Source organism: Paenibacillus sambharensis (assembly GCF_003233845.1).
Lineage (GTDB): Bacteria > Bacillota > Bacilli > Paenibacillales > Paenibacillaceae > Paenibacillus_I > Paenibacillus_I sambharensis.
In genome coordinates, this window is the sequence record NZ_QKRB01000041.1 from 109083 (window position 1) to 128326 (window position 19244).

The 19244-nt window shown below is 52.3% G+C and carries 16 protein-coding genes and 2 riboswitches; of the genes, 5 read left to right on the forward strand and 11 right to left on the reverse strand.

Annotation, left to right across the window (positions count from 1 at the left end; translation table 11 throughout):
* Positions 1-7: 7 nt before the first annotated feature.
* Positions 8-889: an AraC family transcriptional regulator gene (locus DNH61_RS08825; RefSeq protein ID WP_245948070.1), complete on the forward strand. Its 882-nt coding sequence runs from the start codon at positions 8-10 to the stop codon at positions 887-889.
* 120 nt (positions 890-1009) lie between these two features.
* Here DNH61_RS08825 and DNH61_RS08830 read toward each other — a convergent pair whose 3' ends face one another.
* From DNH61_RS08830 to DNH61_RS08850, 5 genes are all read right to left on the reverse strand, one after another.
* Positions 1010-2338 (reverse strand): multi antimicrobial extrusion protein MatE, encoded by a 1329-nt coding sequence (locus DNH61_RS08830; RefSeq protein ID WP_245948063.1) that lies wholly within the window; start codon positions 2336-2338, stop codon positions 1010-1012.
* The gene (locus DNH61_RS08835; RefSeq protein ID WP_111146291.1) at positions 2338-3801 is read right to left on the reverse strand and encodes a serine hydrolase domain-containing protein; all 1464 of its coding nucleotides are present in this window, start codon (positions 3799-3801) and stop codon (positions 2338-2340) included. Before DNH61_RS08835 ends, DNH61_RS08830 begins: the two co-directional genes overlap by 1 nt.
* Positions 3802-3883: 82 nt before the next feature.
* Positions 3884-4072, reverse strand: coding sequence for a DUF4177 domain-containing protein (locus DNH61_RS08840; protein WP_111146292.1), 189 nt, complete (start codon positions 4070-4072; stop codon positions 3884-3886).
* 2 nt (positions 4073-4074) lie between these two features.
* Positions 4075-4950 carry a hypothetical protein gene (locus tag DNH61_RS08845; RefSeq protein WP_245948064.1) on the reverse strand — a complete coding sequence of 292 codons (876 nt, stop codon included), beginning with the start codon at positions 4948-4950 and terminating at the stop codon, positions 4075-4077.
* Positions 4951-5128: 178 nt separating this feature from the next.
* The gene (locus DNH61_RS08850; RefSeq protein WP_245948066.1) at positions 5129-5935 is read right to left on the reverse strand and encodes an alpha/beta hydrolase; all 807 of its coding nucleotides are present in this window, start codon (positions 5933-5935) and stop codon (positions 5129-5131) included.
* A gap of 269 nt (positions 5936-6204) precedes the next feature.
* Between DNH61_RS08850 and DNH61_RS08855 the strand changes: the two genes are divergently transcribed.
* A complete protein-coding gene (locus tag DNH61_RS08855; protein WP_111146293.1) occupies positions 6205-6969 on the forward strand; it encodes a nucleotidyl cyclase domain-containing protein in 765 nt (254 codons plus the stop codon).
* Positions 6970-7017: 48 nt separating this feature from the next.
* Positions 7018-8220 carry a glycosyltransferase family 2 protein gene (locus DNH61_RS08860; RefSeq protein WP_111146328.1) on the forward strand — a complete coding sequence of 401 codons (1203 nt, stop codon included), beginning with the start codon at positions 7018-7020 and terminating at the stop codon, positions 8218-8220.
* 92 nt (positions 8221-8312) lie between these two features.
* On the opposite strand, the gene DNH61_RS08865 is transcribed toward DNH61_RS08860, so the two are convergent.
* Positions 8313-9422 carry a glycosyl hydrolase gene (locus DNH61_RS08865; RefSeq protein ID WP_111146294.1) on the reverse strand — a complete coding sequence of 370 codons (1110 nt, stop codon included), beginning with the start codon at positions 9420-9422 and terminating at the stop codon, positions 8313-8315.
* 28 nt (positions 9423-9450) lie between these two features.
* A riboswitch (cyclic di-GMP riboswitch) is annotated at positions 9451-9533 on the reverse strand.
* A 65-nt stretch (positions 9534-9598) separates the two neighbouring features.
* Complete coding sequence (locus tag DNH61_RS08870) at positions 9599-10669, reverse strand: glycosyl hydrolase (protein WP_245948068.1); 1071 nt, start codon at positions 10667-10669, stop codon at positions 9599-9601.
* Between the two features lie 187 nt (positions 10670-10856).
* Here DNH61_RS08870 and DNH61_RS08875 point away from each other — a divergent pair, with 187 nt between their 5' ends.
* Positions 10857-12545, forward strand: coding sequence for a DUF2334 domain-containing protein (locus DNH61_RS08875; RefSeq protein WP_111146295.1), 1689 nt, complete (start codon positions 10857-10859; stop codon positions 12543-12545).
* A gap of 52 nt (positions 12546-12597) precedes the next feature.
* On the opposite strand, the gene DNH61_RS08880 is transcribed toward DNH61_RS08875, so the two are convergent.
* The 4 genes from DNH61_RS08880 to DNH61_RS08895 all read right to left on the reverse strand — a co-directional run bounded on the left by DNH61_RS08880 (position 12598) and on the right by DNH61_RS08895 (position 17582).
* Entirely contained in the window at positions 12598-13374 is a 777-nt protein-coding gene (locus tag DNH61_RS08880) for a class I SAM-dependent methyltransferase (RefSeq protein WP_111146296.1), read from the reverse strand.
* 254 nt (positions 13375-13628) lie between these two features.
* A complete protein-coding gene (locus DNH61_RS08885; RefSeq protein WP_111146297.1) occupies positions 13629-15317 on the reverse strand; it encodes a glycerol-3-phosphate dehydrogenase/oxidase in 1689 nt (562 codons plus the stop codon).
* A gap of 195 nt (positions 15318-15512) precedes the next feature.
* A complete protein-coding gene (gene glpK, locus DNH61_RS08890) occupies positions 15513-17006 on the reverse strand; it encodes a glycerol kinase GlpK (protein ID WP_111146298.1) in 1494 nt (497 codons plus the stop codon).
* Positions 17007-17024: 18 nt separating this feature from the next.
* Positions 17025-17582, reverse strand: a complete 558-nt coding sequence (locus DNH61_RS08895) for a glycerol-3-phosphate responsive antiterminator (RefSeq protein ID WP_111146299.1) — start codon at positions 17580-17582, stop codon at positions 17025-17027.
* 236 nt (positions 17583-17818) lie between these two features.
* Here DNH61_RS08895 and lplA point away from each other — a divergent pair, with 236 nt between their 5' ends.
* Positions 17819-18823 carry a lipoate--protein ligase gene (gene lplA, locus DNH61_RS08900; RefSeq protein WP_111146300.1) on the forward strand — a complete coding sequence of 335 codons (1005 nt, stop codon included), beginning with the start codon at positions 17819-17821 and terminating at the stop codon, positions 18821-18823.
* Positions 18824-19075: 252 nt separating this feature from the next.
* A riboswitch (cyclic di-GMP riboswitch) is annotated at positions 19076-19166 on the forward strand.
* The last annotated feature ends 78 nt before the right edge of the window (positions 19167-19244 follow it).

Sequence of the window (19244 nt, forward strand, 5' to 3'; positions counted from 1 at the left end):
GAAGCCGATGCGCAAGCAGTTTGACCTGCAGACTCCTTTTCCATTTGAATATAACTACCGTGATCCGAAGCATCCGCTCACCGAGCTGCCGGACCATCTGCATGAGTGGTATGAGCTGGTATATATCTATACGGGCAGCGGTTCGTTCTTTGTCGACCGGACCTTGTATGACATGCGGCAGGGTGACTTGTTCCTGCTTCCGTCCAATACCATCCACCGCTCCCTCCCGGACCCGCATGACCGGATAATCTCTACCGCCATCTTCTTCAGCGGCGCCCTTGTACAGCAGCCCGCCCTTGGCGAAGCCTTTACCTATCTGCGCTGCTTTGAGCATGCCCGCAAGCGGCAGAGCTACCGCCTGCGTCTGCAGTCAGATGACCAGCGGCAGCTTGAGCAGTGGATTGACGCTATCCATTCCGAGCATAAGCAGCAGCTGACCGGCTACCGGCAGGCCGTGCTTCTGCTGCTTCAGCAGATTCTGCTCTTCATCAACAGGCAGGTGGCTCCAGCAGGCAGCGAGCTCTCAACCGAGCATGTAATCCGGCCGCTGTGGATGAGAAGCATGCTGCAGTATATTGATGAGAATCCGAGCGGCCAGCTGGGCTTGAACGAGCTAGCCCGGCGGGCTGCTGTCACGCCAGCCCATTTTTCCAGGGTCTTCAAGCAGCTGACCGGTATGAATGTGACTGAATATGTGACGGCCAAACGGGTTATTCTGGCGAAGGAGCTGCTGATTGCAACCGATGACAATGTCAGCCAGATTGCTGAGCGGTGCGGATTTGAGAGCCTGCCGCATTTTCACCGGATGTTCAAGAAGGTTAGCGGCATGACCCCTTCAGCATACAAGCGGTCGCATCTTGCTCCGCTGCCGCAGCCTCCCGCTCTGTAAGCACGCCAAGGCAAAGCTCCCTGAACCTATTACGCCTCAAGGCCTCAAGCCCAAGCGCAAGAAGCCGCATCGGGACCATGATTAGTTCTCACGGACCGGATGCGGCCTCCTACCTATATATTATCTACTCCCCATCCGCCGAAGCAGCACAAGCAGTACAAGCCCTTCTGCAGCGAGGCCGCAGGACTGCGCCAAAGCGCCGACCATGCCGTTCCAGCCGGGAACAGCAGCAGCCACTGCCAGCAGAGCCGCGATTGTCACGATGACATTCCCAAGCTGGGAGAACGCCATCAGCCGGGTCCGTTTGCGCAGCATGACAAGCCCGTTCCCGAAGTCCACCCAGGGGAATACCAGCGCAAACAGCACGAAGACGCGCAGCACACGAAGGCTTTCATCCAGCAGCTGTCCTTCCCCACCGATCACAAAGCCCACCACAACAGGACCAACAGGCGTGAAAGCCAGCAGGGCTACGAGCAGAGCCGGAACGGCATGAAACAGCATGGCGAACCGCCAAACCCCACGGGGGTCCGCTTGATAGAAATTAAGCACAATCTGATGCACATACGTATAAAAGCTCGTAATCAGCGTGGTAACACTGAGGGCAATCGCATACGATGCAATAGCGAGCTCGATCTGTGATGTCTTGCCCAGCATGGCATTAATCGACGGTCCTATCAGAACCGACAGGAACGAAGTCATAATCAGCGGACGGTAAAACGGGAACACATCCCGTACCCTGCTGACGCCGGAGGAAGCGTGCTTCTCAGGCATCATCCTATAGATGCGCCTGCCTTCCAGCCAGCTGACCAGCGCCTCCACCATCATTCCTGCGAGGAAGATAAGCGCCCCTGTACGGCCATCTATCTCATGACCGGAATGAATAAAATACAATGACAACAGGTACATAACTGCAAGCCGCACAACCATGCCGATCGTCAGCCATTTGGTCTGCATATTGCGGATAATAATACCGTGGTACAAGCAGCGTATCGCTGAAAATACCGTTACCAGGAAGAGGATGCGGTACCCCTTAAGCACCTCTGTCACAAGCTCATTGCCAATCGTGTACACCCCACGAAACAAGGCAGCCCCAAGAGGCGTGTAGGACATGACCGAGCCGAACACCAGCGTGAACAGCAGCAGGTACAGCGTCACCCACCCGACCGCCCGGAATGCGACCCGGTCGCCTGCCAGCGCTGAACAGGTCTGTCTCAGGAAGACGACCGGACGCTCGGTAATAATGAACAGGCTCATGGCGATCGTATAGCCTGCGATTGTAGCTTCCGGATTTAACGAGCGGGATAATGTCCCGTTAACAATTACATGCGACAAGGCTACCAGGCTTGCCGATAAGCCAAGCGGTACGAAGAACGCCAGCATGCGCCGCAGGCTGACACGTTCTTCGGAGCGTATGTCTGGTTCCTCAGCTGTACGGGGGGCAGGCTGCATTATTCTGCAAGCCTTCCGTTAACTGTCTCAGGTACTCCATGCTGCAGCCCGACATTCTGGGAAATCGCAGCCTGCAGCTCCCTCCCCTCAAACCTGCAGACCATCCGCAGACTCATCGGCGTTTCAATGAACCGGAAGTTCAGCTCAAGCACTGAGCGACCTGCCTGCCGGTATACGAAAGCACGGCCAAGCGTGCATTCACCCTTCATCACCCCAGCATCTACACGGCTTTCCTCCCAATCATCCAGTCCGAAAGCGTAGCGCTCATTCTCATCCTTGATTAGCGTTATAACGCTACCATCAACCTGAATCTCAAACGTCTTCATAAAGCCCTGTTCACCATCAAAATGATAGGTCTGTCCCGCAGGTATCGATTTCACATCATCCGGCTGGTTAACCGGCACCCCAGCATCTGCAGATACCGGACCTTGATCAAGGCTCAGGCTGCGAAGTCTGGCTGCCAAACTGCTGTACGCAGCCTGCGCAGGCTGCAGAGGCTGATCCTTCATGGCAGGCAGCAGATGCTCCCACACAGCATCCAGAATCGGCTTCTCGTCCTGCAGTCCGCTGGTTATGGCTACGACAGCATTCTGCTCGGGCATAACAAAGATATACTGACCGAACATGCCCGCGGCCCGGTATACGTTATAGCGGCACAGCCAAAACTGGTAGCCATAGCCCTGGTGCCAGTCATTATCCGGATCACTGCCATTGTCGATCTGCTTCATGGAAGACTGTCTGATCCATTCCGCAGGAACCAGCTGCCGGCCATTCCAGACACCATCCTGCAGGTACAGCTGTCCGAGCTTGGCTATCGCTTCTGTTGTTGTCCTTAATCCATAGCCCCCTACTGTAACCCCCTGCGGGCATGCATCCCATGTCGCTGACGTGATCCCGAGCGGCTGGAACAGCCTCGTCTGCAGATAGTCATACAGCGTTACGCCGGCCACCTTCTGCAGGATCGCGGATAGCATATGGCTTGCACCGCTGTTATAGGCAAAATGCGTGCCCGGCTTATGCTGGACCGGCTGCGCCAGAAATGCCTTGACCCAATCGCCGTCTTCACACTGGATCATCGGCCCCGTCACATCCGTGTCGTGACCGGTTCCCATCGCAAGCAGATCATGCACACGCATCGCCTGCAGATTCTCCGAAGGGTCTGAAGGCGCTTTCTCCGGAAAGAACGACAGGACCTTGTCATCTACAGACAGCAGACCTTCTTCAACGGCTATTCCGATCGCAGTCGCATTAAAGCTCTTGCTCACCGAGAACATCTGGTGAAGGCAATCCGGTGTATATGGATGCCACCAGCCTTCGGCAGTGACCTTTCCTCCACGCAGCAGCATGAAGCTGTGAAGCTCCTGTCCGCTGGCTTCCACCGCGTCAAGAAAAGCTTCAACATCAGCAGATGATATTCCCTGTTCTTCCGGGGTACAGCGAGGCAGTTGATTTGATTCGCTCATGAAACATCCTCCGATCACTAGTTAGTCCAGACCCCTCTATTGTACGTTCTTCAGCAGCAACAGGCAATGGCGGCGCTGTGTCTTATGAGCTCTCAACCGGCCGCTCGAAAATGATCTCGTAAGCAGTTGGTTTGCCATGACCGTTATAGTCAGTCGGCAGCACCTGTACGAGCCGCCAGCCTTCTCTTGCGTACTTGTCTATCGTCCCCCGGTGTGTCGCTTCGGTAAAAAAGCCTCCAAGTGAAGTTTCTACATATATATATTCATACATCGTCAACCCTCCATGACATGATGGTTAGCCATCAGTATACTTCGCAGCAACATAAATACCGGCAGCAGGGCTGCCAGGAAGCTCAGCGCGCCCAGAACCGGCAAGAGAGACCACTCGAATACCGCTTGGCCGAGATAGGTCTGCCAGCCGATAAACAGCAGGCCGAGTATGTATGCAATTCCTGTCCAGCGGACAAACGAGCGGCGGGCAGTGTCGCTTAACGCGGCTCGCTCTCCCAGCCAGGCCGTCAAGGGGATTGCCTGCAGTGCATGAAATCCGATGCCGTGCAGCCAGATGATATTGCCCTCCGCTCCGGTGAACCGGCCCTGGTTAACCGAGAGCCAGATCCCGGCCGCAAACGACAGCATCGTAGCCATGATGGCATATCGCGCTGCCAAGACCAGCAGCGGACGCTTCCCCGCAGCCTTGCTGCTGAAGAACGGGACAGCAAACCAGGCATATACGAGTACCAAAAGTAAGGCATCGATGACAAACAGCAAGCTGATATAGCTGTCCAGAACCGTGCCGCCTTCCGTAAATCTCGGGTTTAATCCGCGAAAGTTTTGTATCGTTTCCGTAAAGTAGCCATACAAGCCTAATATAATGTAGGTCCAGCGGAAGATGGCAAGGCTTCTTCTTCCCATTCCTGACAAGGGAGCAATGGCAGCTGTTGAGATCAGGAATATCCCTAGAGCCGCGTTAAACGATGCTGCCTTGGATACATCGCCGTCTGGCGAGACCGGGCCGCCATAGAGCATCACCCAGACCGCGCAGATTCCAGCAAGGATTAAACCCAGCACCCCAGTCAGCAAAAGCCACTTCTCGCCTTGAAACAATTTAACTGCATCTGTACGTTCCGGCACTGCCCGATTAGCCAATTAAAACACCCTCCTCCTGTAAGATTATTCAATTCCATCTTATAGGAAGGATAAGACGTCTTAATCAGACCTTGGTTGGTTCTTGAGATCAGCCCCAGGCATGGCGGCAGCCCCGACCAGCGGCCAGTAGTGCCGGAATCTTGATTCATATTATTATGAACGGCTTTGGGCTTTCACATCAGCTCTGCACGGTAAACCTAATCGCCCGGCTCATAACGGCCGGAACAACTGAGGCATGATTCTCGTCAGCTGCAACGTAATAATCGAACCGGTCAGGCACCAGCGGACTGCTCCTCAATCGCTCGGCAAACTGCCGGGCGTCATCAACCATGAAGCCTTCCTCGCCCCCAACCGTGAGGAATATGCCTGGAATACGCGAATGCCTGGAAACAGAAGCTCCGGGATTGTTCATATAACGGTAGATATCCTGTTCATTCCACCAGATCGAGGGACTGAAGGCGAGGTAATACTGGAAGGAATCCGGCTTTGCCAGCAGTGTGTAGAGCGTGAACAAGCCTCCCAGTGAATGACCAAACAGGGTCTGTCTGGACCTGTTAACCGGATACCGCCCCACAATTTCCGGCTGGAGCTCCTGTGTCAAAAATTCGAGAAACCGTTCTGCACCGCCATGCTTGCCGAGCTCCCTATTTTGCAGCCGTTCGGGGTACTTATACTGGTCTGCTGCCGGTGTAAAATCATAGAACCTTTGCTTCGACATGCTGCTGTCTTCTCCCGATAAGCATATCCCGACAACAATGGACGGGCTGATAAACGTCTTGGCAGAATTTCGGGATTGAAGCCTCACCACATCATGAGTGATTGTGAAATACTGGTGGCCGTCAAGCACATAGATTACCGGGTAACCCTCCGCTGACGCGGGATGAAGCGGTACAGCTGTTTTAATTGTATAACTGCAGCCCATAAACCTGGATTGGAATTGCCATTCTTCCTTTCTGTGAGGATCGTTTGGTCCAAGTGTCCTCATCTCCGCTGCCCCCCATCTCAATGAGAATAATTCTTAGTGTTTAAGATTTCTACACATTGGCTTAAAAACCCTTGTAAGTTAGTACGCATTGTTAATCACCCCACGTTTTGGAGACATGGCATTATTCACTAGACCTTTGGTAGCAGAAGGTCATTCAACCCCACAAAAAATGATAATAATTGTCGAATTATGATGGGATTTGTGTGTTATTTCATTTATAATTAGCTGGATAATATGGTTCGAACTCTCAACATGAAGAAGGTGACCGGATGAAACGTGAAAGACTAATCGTATGGCTGTTTATTTTAACTGTAGGTGCTGCTGTGGCACTGGTTGCTTCTGCGAAAGGTGAAGAGCTGCTGACCTTCTCAGCCATTGTCGTATTATCAGCTGTATGCTTTGCTTACCTGAAGCCGCTGCAGAGCTTTGCCCTGCTGGTTGTCGAGATGCTTGGAACAGGCTTCTGGCTGGCCTTTCAAGGCTATATGAACGAATGGGACAGCTCCGAGCAAGCGCACGCAATTCTAACCAATCTGGCTTTCATGGCTTGTGTGATTTGTCTGTGGCTGACTGTCTCCCAGCTTGTCAAGTATGGACAGGCTTATTCCGAAATGAATGAAGAGCTGCAGGAGCTGCGCAAGTATGAGAAGGATGCTTCCGTGCTGACGATTAATGAGTTCATGTACCGCATGGAATCGATTTTCGTGGCTATGCGCCGCCGTAAGGAGCAGGGTTATCTGCTTAAGATCAAGATCAATGCCGCCGGCAAGGAGTTTGCTAAGAAAAGCGTATTTCACGCTTTCGCTACAGCTGCTTTGAAATCGGTAAGAGAACAATATGATCTGGTTGGGAAAGTGTCCGATTATGAGCTCGTCGTTCTGCTTCAAAACACTAATCGTGATGGCGCGTCAATCGTAGAGGAGCGCTTTAAGGCTTACCTGCATCAAGAAGTGAACGTACCGGAGAGCTTCTATGAAACCAGCCTGCTGGAGCTGCCGGATAATTGGAGCGATACGCAGGCTATTGTGGCCTGATACACCATGTACAGCTAGAGGAGGCCCATAGTGAACACAACCTTAATCATGATTGTCAGCTCCACCCTGTTCTGGACCCTGCTGGTGTTTTATTCAATCCTGACGGTAGCAGGGATCCTGTACCGCTCCAAACCGAATACTTACAAGCCGCTGGAGCAATATCCGAGCGTCAGTATTTTCATCCCTGCACATAACGAAGGGAAAGTGCTCGCCGAAACACTCGATGCGATGGTCAAGCTGGAATATCCCGGGGAGCTTATCATTTATCTGCTTAATGACAATTCCAAGGATGAGACCGGAGAGATCGCGGATTTCTATGCCAGCACCTTCCCCCGGATCAAGCACATTCATGTGCCGCCCGGCAAGCCGAGCGGTAAATCACGTGTACTGAATTACGGGCTTTCCATATCTGATTCTGACTATATCTGCGTCTACGATGCCGACAATCAGCCGGAGCCGCAAGCACTGAAGCTGCTTGTTGAACGGGCAGAACAGGTTCCGGGAGCAGTAGGCGCCGTCGGATATGTCTGGACGGTTAACGAAACGAAGAACTGGCTTACCCGTATGATTGCGATGGAATTCAAGGTTTTCCAGCTCCTGATGCAGAGCGGCCGCTGGCTGATGTTCAAGACTGGCTCGCTAACGGGGACGAATATGCTGGTATCGAGGGAAACGATGATCAAGAACGGCGGATGGGATCCCTACGCACTCGCAGAAGATGCCGATCTGACCATGACCATTACCGCAGCAGGCGGCCTGCTCCCGATCGTACCTGAATCCAGGACCTGGGAACAGGAACCGGAGACGTTCCGCGTGTGGCTCAAGCAGCGTACGCGCTGGATGGAGGGCAACCTGTATATTATCTTCAAGAGTCTGCGCAAGCCGAGCTGGTTCAAGGGACGCACAGCCGCCCACTCCTTCCATCAGCTTCTTGTGTATGTAGGATTTGTTCTGCTGCTCATCATCTCTGATATCTGGTTCATCCTAGGGCTCCTGGGCAAAGCGGGAACGGACATTACCACACCGCTGCTTATTCTCTGGTTCCAGTCTTACCTGGTTTACCTCATGCAGTTGTTCAGCGCGCTGACAGTCGACCGGTCATTGACACCGATGAATATGTTTATAGCTGTCATTATGTACTTCACTTATGCCCAGCTGTTCATGGTTCTGCTCGTCCGGGCTCTCTACTTCCAGGTCAAGAAAGCATGGAAGAAAGAGGATGTCGTATGGGACAAGACCGTACGATTCTAGAATTCATACATTAGCAATTACAAATCCTAAATTCTGCACATCACATTAAAGGCATGCCCTGTGTCGCATAGACACCGGCATGCCTTCTCTCGTTAGATGAGCTTAAGATTGATTAATGCCTGCTCCGCCAACAGGGCGTATAGATTGTCGAAGGAATAAGAATCGCCGCCGCTGACATAGCCGCCATACATTGGATCCTGCGGGTCATTCACCCGCCAGACGGTCATCCGGTTATACAAATCTAACGCGAAGCTGCGGTCACCAGATTCCAGTGCATACAGGATCGACAGTCCATATAACGCCGGGCATTCGAAGGTAACACTTGGAGCTGCGGTTGTACGATCATAGCCTGCGACAAGATACTTGTAGGCATAGAAGTCCTTCTTGATCAGCTTGTATAGAGCCGGCGAGGTCTGGCCGTTCTGAGCACGGTGCAGGGCGATATACACCTGGTCAATCATGTTAATGGTTGAGTCGTAAGTGAACTGCTTCGTTGCGATGTTATAATTTTTCGGGAAAAACGTCCCGTCTGTCGGCATTGTCTTCAGCAGATTAAGATTCTGGTTCATGACCGACTTGTCGATCTGGCGGTTGCTGTACATCCGTTTAAGTGCTGAAGGCACAATGTAAGAGAGCGTGACCGATTCAGATACATAGCCGGACATTTCATCATAATAATCGGCAAACAGCCCGCTGCGTCCGTTATTCGTCCTGCTGAATGTGCTCAGCTTATCGGCCATCTGCTTATACTCCGGTTTTCCCCACTTCTGGTTCGCACTGTACAGCGCGTCTATTATCTTATGGTCATCAATCAGCGCATTCGTTGTCACTCCGCTTGTCCCGTCGGCAGACAGCTTCCAGTAGACAAGCCCCGATGCGGACAAGTAATTGCGCAGCAATTGGTCATAACCACTCTTAAACAAAGCAGCATCGTTCTTAAGTACAGCATAGTTCATCCATAGGCCAAGCGACTCGGACAGCGACTCTCTTCCGCCAGCCATATTGGGGTCAGCCGACGATTGAGCGGAGCTCAGGCGTGTGGCAATCGTTCCATTGGGATTGTACAGATGGGTTTGAATGAAGGCTTCTGTTGGGGAAAGAGTAACGGCTGATGCATGCGCGGCAGGTGCCGCGGCACTTACCGTCAGCAATACGGCGAGACCAGCCATGATACGGCGTCCAGAAGACAGCATATTGAACATGTGGACCACTCCTCACGATTTATACAAAACCGGCAGCCCGGCTGTCTTAGCTTGCGCCTTAGACCCGTTGCTTTGCGTCATTGCCTTTCGGCAATTTTGCCTTTACAGAAAGAGTTATTGGTTTATACTGCCTATCTTACAACACCATTCGACAATCGCGGAATAGACAATTAGACCTAATTAAGTTCAGATTCAGCCAATAACGGAAACAGATTATCGAAGATATGGGTATTGCTATCAAAGACATACCCTCCTTCAAACCGCTCATCCAATCCGCGCATCCCCCTGAGCCGCTCCCATATCTTCCCGGCAAATTCACGGTCACCCGTCTGCAGCGCGAGCAGAACAGCCAGCCCGTAAGCGGAGGGTGACTCGTAAGAGACGTCGGGCTCCAGACTTTGCGCATCATAACGGCCGTAAAACAGGGACCGTTCCTGGAATTCGGAACGCAGGAAATCCATTAGCGCCAGCGGTTCCCTCCCAGCCTCATCAGCATGAATCGCAATGATTAGCTGGTCCAGAATATTCACAGAGGAATCATAGGAGTAAGCTTGCGTTATGACGTCGTATGATTTGGGGACAAACGGTCCCTCAGACGGCATACTGATAAGCAGACTCACATACTGATCGTACTCGTGCTGATTAATCAGCCGCTGCTCAAGCATCGCCTTCAGGGCAGCAGTGTCCACATACACCAGACTCAAGGTAGTAGAGGTCTCGCCAAGCTTAAAGTCATGAAAATCCGTCAGATAGCCGTTCACTTGCCCTTCTTTCATTAAATGACGGGCAATTCTGCCGGCTGTGTCCAGATAGTCCTGCGTGCCCCACAGCTGATAAGCCTGCAGAAGAGCTCCTATAATTCTAAAATCATCGCCAAGCGCATTCGTCGTAACAAGGGCTTGTCCATTCGGCTGAAGCTTCCATTTAATATAAGGGTCAGGCCCCATGAAGATTTCGGTCAGCATCTTATGGCTGCTGCGGAATAGCTCTCTATTCTCTTCTCTAACCGCATACAGCATCCATAGCCCGAGCGATTCAGAGAGCGCTTCCCTTCCGGCCGCAAGATCAGGATGAACACTCTCCGCCTCCTGAAGATAGGTTGCCAGAGTCCCGTTCGCATTGCTCATCGAGGTGCGTATGAAGGTTTCTGTCGGGGACACCTGATCCTCCTTACTATACAGATAAGCACCCAATCCGAGCATGGCGCAAATCACTGCCACAGCTGTTACAACCTGCCTGTTCTTCAACCCGGCACCTCCCGTGTCTCACACCAATAGTCTTACTTCATTATAAGCAACACTGGACTAAAGGTCGATGTTCTACGCCGCTAGACCCAAAAATTAATTTGACGTTAGGCAATGGAATGGATAATATTTATAGGAATGAGAAAGTAATCCTCCATTTCTTTGATTAATGACATAGGAGACATTTCTGATGAGAAAATCTATAGTTGTATGCATGTTAATTGCCATGCTGGCTTCGTTAGCCCCACAACCACACGGGAAGACCGCAGCTGCCAGTTCGGGGTCGGCGCCAAAACAGGAAACAAGAGCGCTCATCGTATACAGTCTGGCTCAGAAGGAGGATATCCATCAGGTACGGATTCTTGACATGCTGGCAGGGCATTTCTCCAGGAACAGCACGGTCATTTCCGATGAAGAAATCGCCAGCGTGTCCGGTGAAGCATACACCCATCTATTCTACTACGGCCTGCAGCAGAAGGAGCTGCCGGGTGAACTCATAAGATTCGTCGAAGAATTCAAAGGCCCCGCCATGCTGATCAATGAGAATGTCAGGCAGTTTCCCGGAAGATACGGCTTCGTTACCCGCAATAATTCCGTTCTTACGAGTGCAGTCACAACAACCTCTTCTGGTGAACTAACAGTCCTTCCGGAAGAGCGGCTGGCGACTGAAGTTCAAGTGGGCCCAGATGCCGAAATACTGATGTCAGGCACGACGGCCCAGGGCGAAGTGCCGCTGCTGGCCCGCAAGGGCAGTTCCTATTATCTGGCCTCAGCATCGTTATTTAATCCCATGGGTTATCTGCTTGGGGAGACCTTGTTTTCCTTCTTCGGTCAGGAAGGCAGTCGTCAGCCAACCCTTTACCTCCGTCTGGAAGACATTCACCCGAAATCAGAGCACAAGAAAGTCATGGAAATTGCAAAGTACCTGAAGAGCAAGAACATTCCGTATATGCTGTCGGTCATCCCCGTCTATACGAATCCCGAAACGCAGAAGGAAATTCATCTCGAGGATTCACCGAAGCTTGTCAAAGCCCTTCGCTATGCTCAGGATAATGGGGGCAGTATCGTACTGCACGGCTACCGCCATCAATACAGGAGTTCCGAGACAGGCGAGGGCTTCGAATATTGGGATGCGGAATATGATCACCCCATAACTCAGCCAGCCAGTGAGCAATCATATAGCCGGGATCATTTTGATACCGAGGAAGCTTATGAGGCTTACCTCAAAGAGGGACAAGCCTTTGAAGAACGTTATGTCAAGGAGACGCTGGAGAAGGGTGTACAGGAGCTGATCGACCTTAAGCTCTACCCGCTTGCTTTTGAAGCGCCTCACTATGCCATGTCTTCAACCGGTTATGCGACTGTCGCCAGCCACTTTTCCACCTATGTCGGCCAGCTGCAGTTATCTGATTTGACCTGGACAAGCAATTACGCACCACTCTATGAGAGCTATCCCAGCTATCTGAAGGGCATGAGGCTGCTCCCCGAGACGATTGGATACGTAGAGAATGGAGATCAGAACGGTGTGGCCGCCATGATGAAGAAAGCCTCTATTTATGAGCACTATACAGATTCCTATATTGCAGGCTTCTATCATCCTTATCTGGGCTTCGATCTGCTGGAGTCACTGATTGGCGAAATGCAGATGATCAAGAATGCCAAGTGGCTCGATCTGAAGAACATGGATAATGAAGTCAGCGTTTCGAATATTTCCATCCGCTCGTCCGGTGGTTTGATTCAGGTTGAGGTTGACGGCCAGCTGATTGCGGAAGACGAAGACACCAATTATGTGCAGCAGGGCTTTCCCTACGCAGCCATTCTGGTTGCTGTCCTAATTACCGTATTTATCATCCGGCGACGCCGGGCAGCGCAGGCTTGACTCATAAGGCAAGCGGGAGACTCAGCTTGAGTCCCCCGCTTGTTCTTGTTCACTATTGAATCTGACTAGCCTTCCTTAACAGCTTCCTTGCCACAATCATGAACCGGTGCTCCATGCTTTCCACATATCCTCGGCGTTCAAGCTTCTCCTGCAGAGAAGTTAGTCTGTCATAGCATCTTTCGACCGAGAAGCCGGGAAATTCCCACTCGATAATCTTGGCATAATAGACAAGAGCACCGATATCGCGGAACCGGATGACCGGAAACGCCTCCGCGCTCTGCACGATAGTAAAGCCTGCTTCGATTAACTTCTCGCTGGCACGCTCCAGCTTCCACTCCTCGTCTGCCTTCGCGGCTTCGTCGCCCAGCAGGCAAGAAGACAGCTCACGATTATTCCAGCCCCCCACCTGCTGGGTGATGAACATACCGCCGGGCTTTAATACCCGCTGTACTTCCTGCGGCGAGTAAGCTTCATGCCGATTGATTACTAGATCAAAAAAATTTGAATCGTAAGGCAGCTCTTCATCATTCTCAATGAAGCTGACAGCTATTCCATAAGCCGGAAGCTTGTGCCTGCAAAGCTCGTAGTTTGGAGGATATGCTTCTGTCGCAAAGGTTCGTTCCCTAGGTGGGCTCAGGGACACCAGAAACTCGCCTCCGCCTGTTCCCATGTCCAGCATGGTCTTATCGCCTGTCATGGAGGCCAATACTAGTTCTCTGTAATCCCAGGGAAGCGGATCTTCATCGACTCTTCCTTCAAAGAAATCGAAATTCCAGCCTTCAAATGTCCGCTGTTCTTCTAACAACCACTGCTTCATAAATTCTGTCATCTGTTCGTGCCCCTCTCACTAGTGAATCACGTGAGAACCGGTGCAGCCGAACCTATCATCCGATAACAAGCCAGTCTATAGCCCGGTACAATCTGTTATCAGATTGCGCTCAACTGCACCGGGCAGTTACCTCGCGGCATCACCATTGCTGCCAACCTCCACCTATCTACTTTCTCACATTATCTTATAGCAGCGGCTGTCTGATTGTACAGCATATAGTCTGTGTCAGCAGACTGGCTTACAGGCTTACAGGCTCACAGCATACCTGCTGCTGCCTCCGCTGCTTCTGACGGCACGACCGCGTCATGCAGCTGCCGTTCCAGATCACCGCGGTATGCCGCTGCACGCTGCTCGCTCCAGCCCAAGCGGTCAGCCATGACGGATAGAACAGGCAGCATCCACCTTGTGACATAATCGATATCAAAGAAAAGTGTACCTGTACGCCGCATGAAAAAATCGACCGGTGTTACGGCCATTTCCTTCTCGATTGCGTACATGAGCTCAGCGTAGACATTAACTGGCAGATTGTATGCAGCTGCAGCTGGCGCAAAGTCATCCATTCGCCCAAAGATCCAGTCTACATTGCTTCCGTATCTTCTGACCAGACGTTCCGCAGTCTCCTTGCCCAGACCTTTCGAAGTCCCTGCAGACGTCATGGTTCTTACAAATGTCTCGAAATCTCCCCACTTCGTAAAGTCCCCGCCGCTTATCGGCAGTGAAGCCGTCACACATGGTCCAAAGGTGCCTCCACCCTCAGCTGCGAGCTGTGCCGCGAGCCGGTCGGTAACCGTCTCGGCCATCTTCCGGTACCCGGTCAGCTTGCCCCCGGCTATGGTCAGCAGACCAGAGGGCGAAAGGAAGATTTCATCCTTGCGGGAAACCTCAGATGGCGACTTGCCTTCTTCGTAGATGAGCGGACGAAGTCCCGCCCAGCTTGATTCCACATCAGATTCCGTAACCCGTACATCCGGGAACATATACCGGATTGACTGCAAAATATAATCACGGTCAGCAGCTGTCATCGTGGGATGAGCAATATCGCCGCTGTAGTCGGTATCCGTTGTACCGACATAGGTTTTGCCGTCCCGGGGGATGGCGAAGACCATCCGCTTGTCGGGGGTATCGAAATAGACCGCTTGGCGAAGCGGAAAACGCGTCTGGTCGAATACGAGATGAACCCCCTTCGTCAAGCGGAGTGTCTTGCCCTTCTTCGACTGGTCAAGCTCACGGATGGAGTCGACCCAGGGGCCGGCGGCATTAACGATTTTCCGGGCGCGGATCGTTATCGTACCTCCCTCAATCATGTCACGCGCCTGCAATCCGCACAGCTTGCCTTCCTCATACAGCAGCTTCCCCGCTCTGAGGTAATTGGCCGCATCGGCTCCCCGCTCCACAGCACGCTTCAGAACTTCAATCGTCAGGCGGGCATCGTCCGTCCGGTACTCAACGTAATCTCCGCCTCCAAGAAGTCCTTCCTGCTTGAGCAGCGGCTCACGGACTAGTGTCTCCTCACGGCTTAGCATTACTCGGCGTTCCGACCTCTTCACGCCTGCCAGGCGATCATAAACAAGGAGTCCAAGCGAGGTTGTAAACGAGCCAAATGTCCCCCCCTTGTGAAAAGGCAGCAGCATCCGCTCAGGTGTTGTCACATGCTGGCCGTTCCGGTAGACAACCTCACGCTCCTTCCCCACCTCCGCAACCATCTTGACCTCCAGCTGCTTCAGATAACGCAGTCCGCCGTGAACCAGCTTGGTTGAGCGGCTTGACGTGCCTGCCGCAAAGTCCTGCATATCAATCAGCGCCGTCTTCATGCCTCTTGTCACAGCATCAAGTGCGATACCGGCGCCTGTTATCCCGCCTCCAATAATCAGTACATCGTATTGCTCATTCGATAACTGCTTTATTACATTCATCCTTTCGACGCTTGAGAAATTCCCGTTCATGCCAGACCCCCCTATGTTATGAACCAATGCTTCCTTCTTTCGGAAAACAACAAAAGAGACCACGAACTCCCTGCCCGCGTTAACACGCAGGACAAGGCTTCGTGGTCTCTCCTAATCTCCGACCGGTTTATTAACTTGTTGTGATTATTATAACACAAGGGGATTACGGTGCCAACCAGGCCAGTTACCTAGTAGTTATTGGAAGGCAATAGCCGCCTGGATCGCCTTTTTCCAGCCGCCGTACAGCCGCTGCCTTCGTCCATCCTCCATAGCCGGCTCAAACATCCGCTCGGTTCGGTGCTTGCCGCAGATCTCCTCCGTGCTGCTCCAGAAGCCTACCGCCAGTCCAGCCAGATACGCGGCACCCAGTGCAGTCGTTTCGCTGATGACCGGCCGCTCTACCGGAACACCCAGCAGGTCGCTCTGGAACTGCATCAGGAAGTCGTTGCGGACAGCTCCGCCATCCACCCGCAGCGCCTGCAGCTGAAGACCGGAATCTTCAATCATTGCCATCAGCACATCCTTGCTCTGAAAGGCCAGCGATTCCACAACCGCCCGGATAAAATGCTCCTTCGAAGTTCCTCTTGTAAGCCCGAATACGGCTCCGCGCACGTCACTCTCCCAATAAGGGGTGCCAAGACCGACAAAGGCTGGGACAACATAGACGCCTTCCGTTGATTCCACCCGCGATGCATACATCTCCGTCTCGGAGGCGGAGCGGATCATCCGCAAGCCGTCACGCAGCCACTGGATAGCAGAGCCCGCCACAAACACACTCCCCTCAAGCGCGTAGTGGATACTGCCGCCAAGCCCCCAAGCTATCGTAGTCAGCAGCCCATGCTCGGACCGGACTGGCTTCATTCCGGTGTTCATCAGCATGAAACAGCCAGTTCCATATGTATTCTTGACAGCGCCTTCCTCATAGCAGGCTTGGCCGAACAGCGCGGCCTGCTGGTCACCGGCCATGCCCGCAACAGGGATCCGTTTGCCGAAGAAGTGATGCTCAACCGTGGTCCCATATACTTCCGAGCTGTTGCGGACCTCCGGAAGCATGGCGCGCGGTATATCCAGCATCTGCAGCAGGTCGTCATCCCAGCGCAGATCATAGATGTTATACATCATCGTCCTTGAAGCGTTTGTGTAATCGGTTACATGTCGAGCGCCGCCGGTCAGCTTCCACACCAGCCAAGTATCAATTGTCCCGAAGAGCAGATCTCCCTTCGCCGCCCGCTCTCTTGCGCCTTCAACATGATCCAGAATCCACTTCACCTTCGTACCCGAGAAATAGGGATCAATCAGCAGACCGGTTTTACTCCTCACCATATGCTCATGACCTGCCTTCTTGAGCTCTTCACAGATCCCGGCCGTCTGTCTGGACTGCCAGACGATCGCGTGGTATATGGGACGGCCGGTATGTCGGTCCCAAACCACAGCGGTTTCCCGCTGGTTGGTAATGCCGATGGCGGCAATTTCCTCAGGCCGGATATCCCCGTCCGACAAGGCCGCAGCCATGACCCCGAGCGCCGACAGCCATATATCGTTCGCGTTATGCTCAACCCATCCAGGCTTTGGAAAATTCTGCTTGATCTCCTGCTGCGCACTGCTGACAATCGCGCCGTCATGATTGAATATGATTGCTCTGGTACTGGTAGTGCCCTGATCTAACGCCAGAACATAGCCCTGCTTCATAAGCAAACTCCCCTAACTTTAGGAAAATTGGTGGTTCCACAGACCAAGGTTCGAGGAGGTTACAGCCGAGGCACCTGCTCGAAGCGCCTGCGTGACGTCCTCTGCCGACCGGATGAGTCCGCCGGCTATAATCGGAATTCCAGTTCGCTGCAGCACCTCAGCAATGATATGAGGAATAACGCCGGGCAGCACCTCAATAAAATCCGGCCGTGTACGTTCAAGAAGCACGTAGCTCTTCTCCAATGCATTCGTATCCAGCAGGAACAGCCGCTGAATGGCGAGCAGTCCGTTCTGCTTCGTCTTCGTAATGACACCGCTGCGTGTCGAGATAATACCTTCCGGCTTAATGACCTGGCAGAGGTATTCCGCCGCGTACTCGTCATTCTTTAGACCTTCAATAAGATCCGCATGCAGGAGCACTTTCTTGCTATTAGCTTTGGCCATTCCAACAAGCTGGGACAATTGGCTGATATGACAATCAAGCAAGATGATATACGTATGAGGCAGCTTCATCAGCTTCTCGAAATCCTTCACCTTGCGCACGGCCGGCAGTACCGGCTGGCCATCGAATGGCATGCGACTGCCTCCCTTCCGTCTTCCGGTTTAATCTGACGGCAATACTAGCCGAAACTAGGTTTCATTATAGAAAAGCGCTGTCATAATCGTCAAGCAGACCTTAAGAGTACCCAATTTCCTGTAGCCTTGGTCGAGCAGCAAACAGCAGCGGGGCTCGTTCATCTAATCCTCATTTGACTTTCGTAGGCTGCCCTGCTGTAATGAAAGCAGTATCTCAATTTCTGGAGGATGAACCCATGCTGTTTATCGATAACAAGGGGATTACCGATCCCTCAATCAACCTTGCTTTGGAGGAATATGCGCTTCGTAATCTGCCGATGCCGGAGAGCTATCTGCTGTTCTATGTGAATGAGCCGTCCATCATTATCGGCAAGAATCAGAATACCGTGGAAGAAATCAATACGGATTATGTGCACGATAAGGGAATTCATGTTGTCCGCCGCTTATCGGGAGGCGGTGCTGTATATCATGACCTTGGCAACCTGAACTTCAGCTTCATAACCAATGATGATGGAGAGTCCTTTCATAACTTTGCCAAATTTACCAAGCCGGTCATCGATGCCCTCCGCAAGCTCGGTGTCGAAGCCGAGTTGACTGGTCGCAATGACATCCAAGTCGGGGAACGGAAAATATCCGGCAACGCCCAATTCGCCAGCAAAGGCCGGATGTTCAGCCATGGCACCCTGCTGTTCGACTCAGCCATGGAGCATGTCGCTTCCGCGCTCAAAGTCAAGCCTATCAAGATTGAATCCAAGGGAACCAAATCGGTACGCGGTCGGGTGGCTAATATATCAGAATTTCTGGAGACACGAATTTCAGTGGAAGAGTTTCGCAGTATGCTGCTGAAGGAGCTGTTCCAATGTGAGCCGGAAGCGGTTGCCCGCTACCCGCTTACTGATGCGGATTGGCAGGCTGTTGAACAGCTGGCTGAGGAGCGTTACCGGAACTGGGACTGGAATTACGGGCGGTCTCCTAAGTTCAATCTGGAGAGAGCGAGGAAGTTCGCTTCCGGCATTATCGATGTCCGGCTCCAGGTGGAGAACGGCCATATCGAAGGCGTCAAGCTCTACGGCGATTTCTTCGGGGTCCGGGATGTGGCCGAGCTTGAACTGCTGCTTACCGGCATCCGTTACGAAGAAGCCACGATCAGGCAGGCAATCGCTAATGTTGATCTGCACAGCTTCTTCGGTAAACTTACGCAGGATGAATTCGTTTCCCTTCTTATGCTGCGGGATGAATAGTCAATAGCTTGCAAGTCAGTTTACTATCTTCGGGAAGTATCGGTTATTACCGGTGCTTCCCTTCTCTTTTTTAAGCCTTCTGCTCCCCTCTCATATGACATGAACCGCACAATCCCATTATGTTCACTAATGCTGATTAGATTTTTTAGATCTATGGAACCAGGTTGTATGAAAATTCCATAGTTCGAAGGTTGCAAATTTAAATGCCGTAAAATATAATGTTTGTACAACCTTTGTATTGCATGTTGTCATTCGTCAACAGGGCACACCCGTTGAAAGACGGGGTCGCAAAGCTACGGGCCTAAGGAGGATATCTATCCTCTATGGCAGCCGGGCCGCCGGCAAGAATGGACACTTGGATGAATATCCATCCAAGCCGCCCTCTTCTTACGGAGCGGCTATTTGGCGTGCGTTTGTTTGG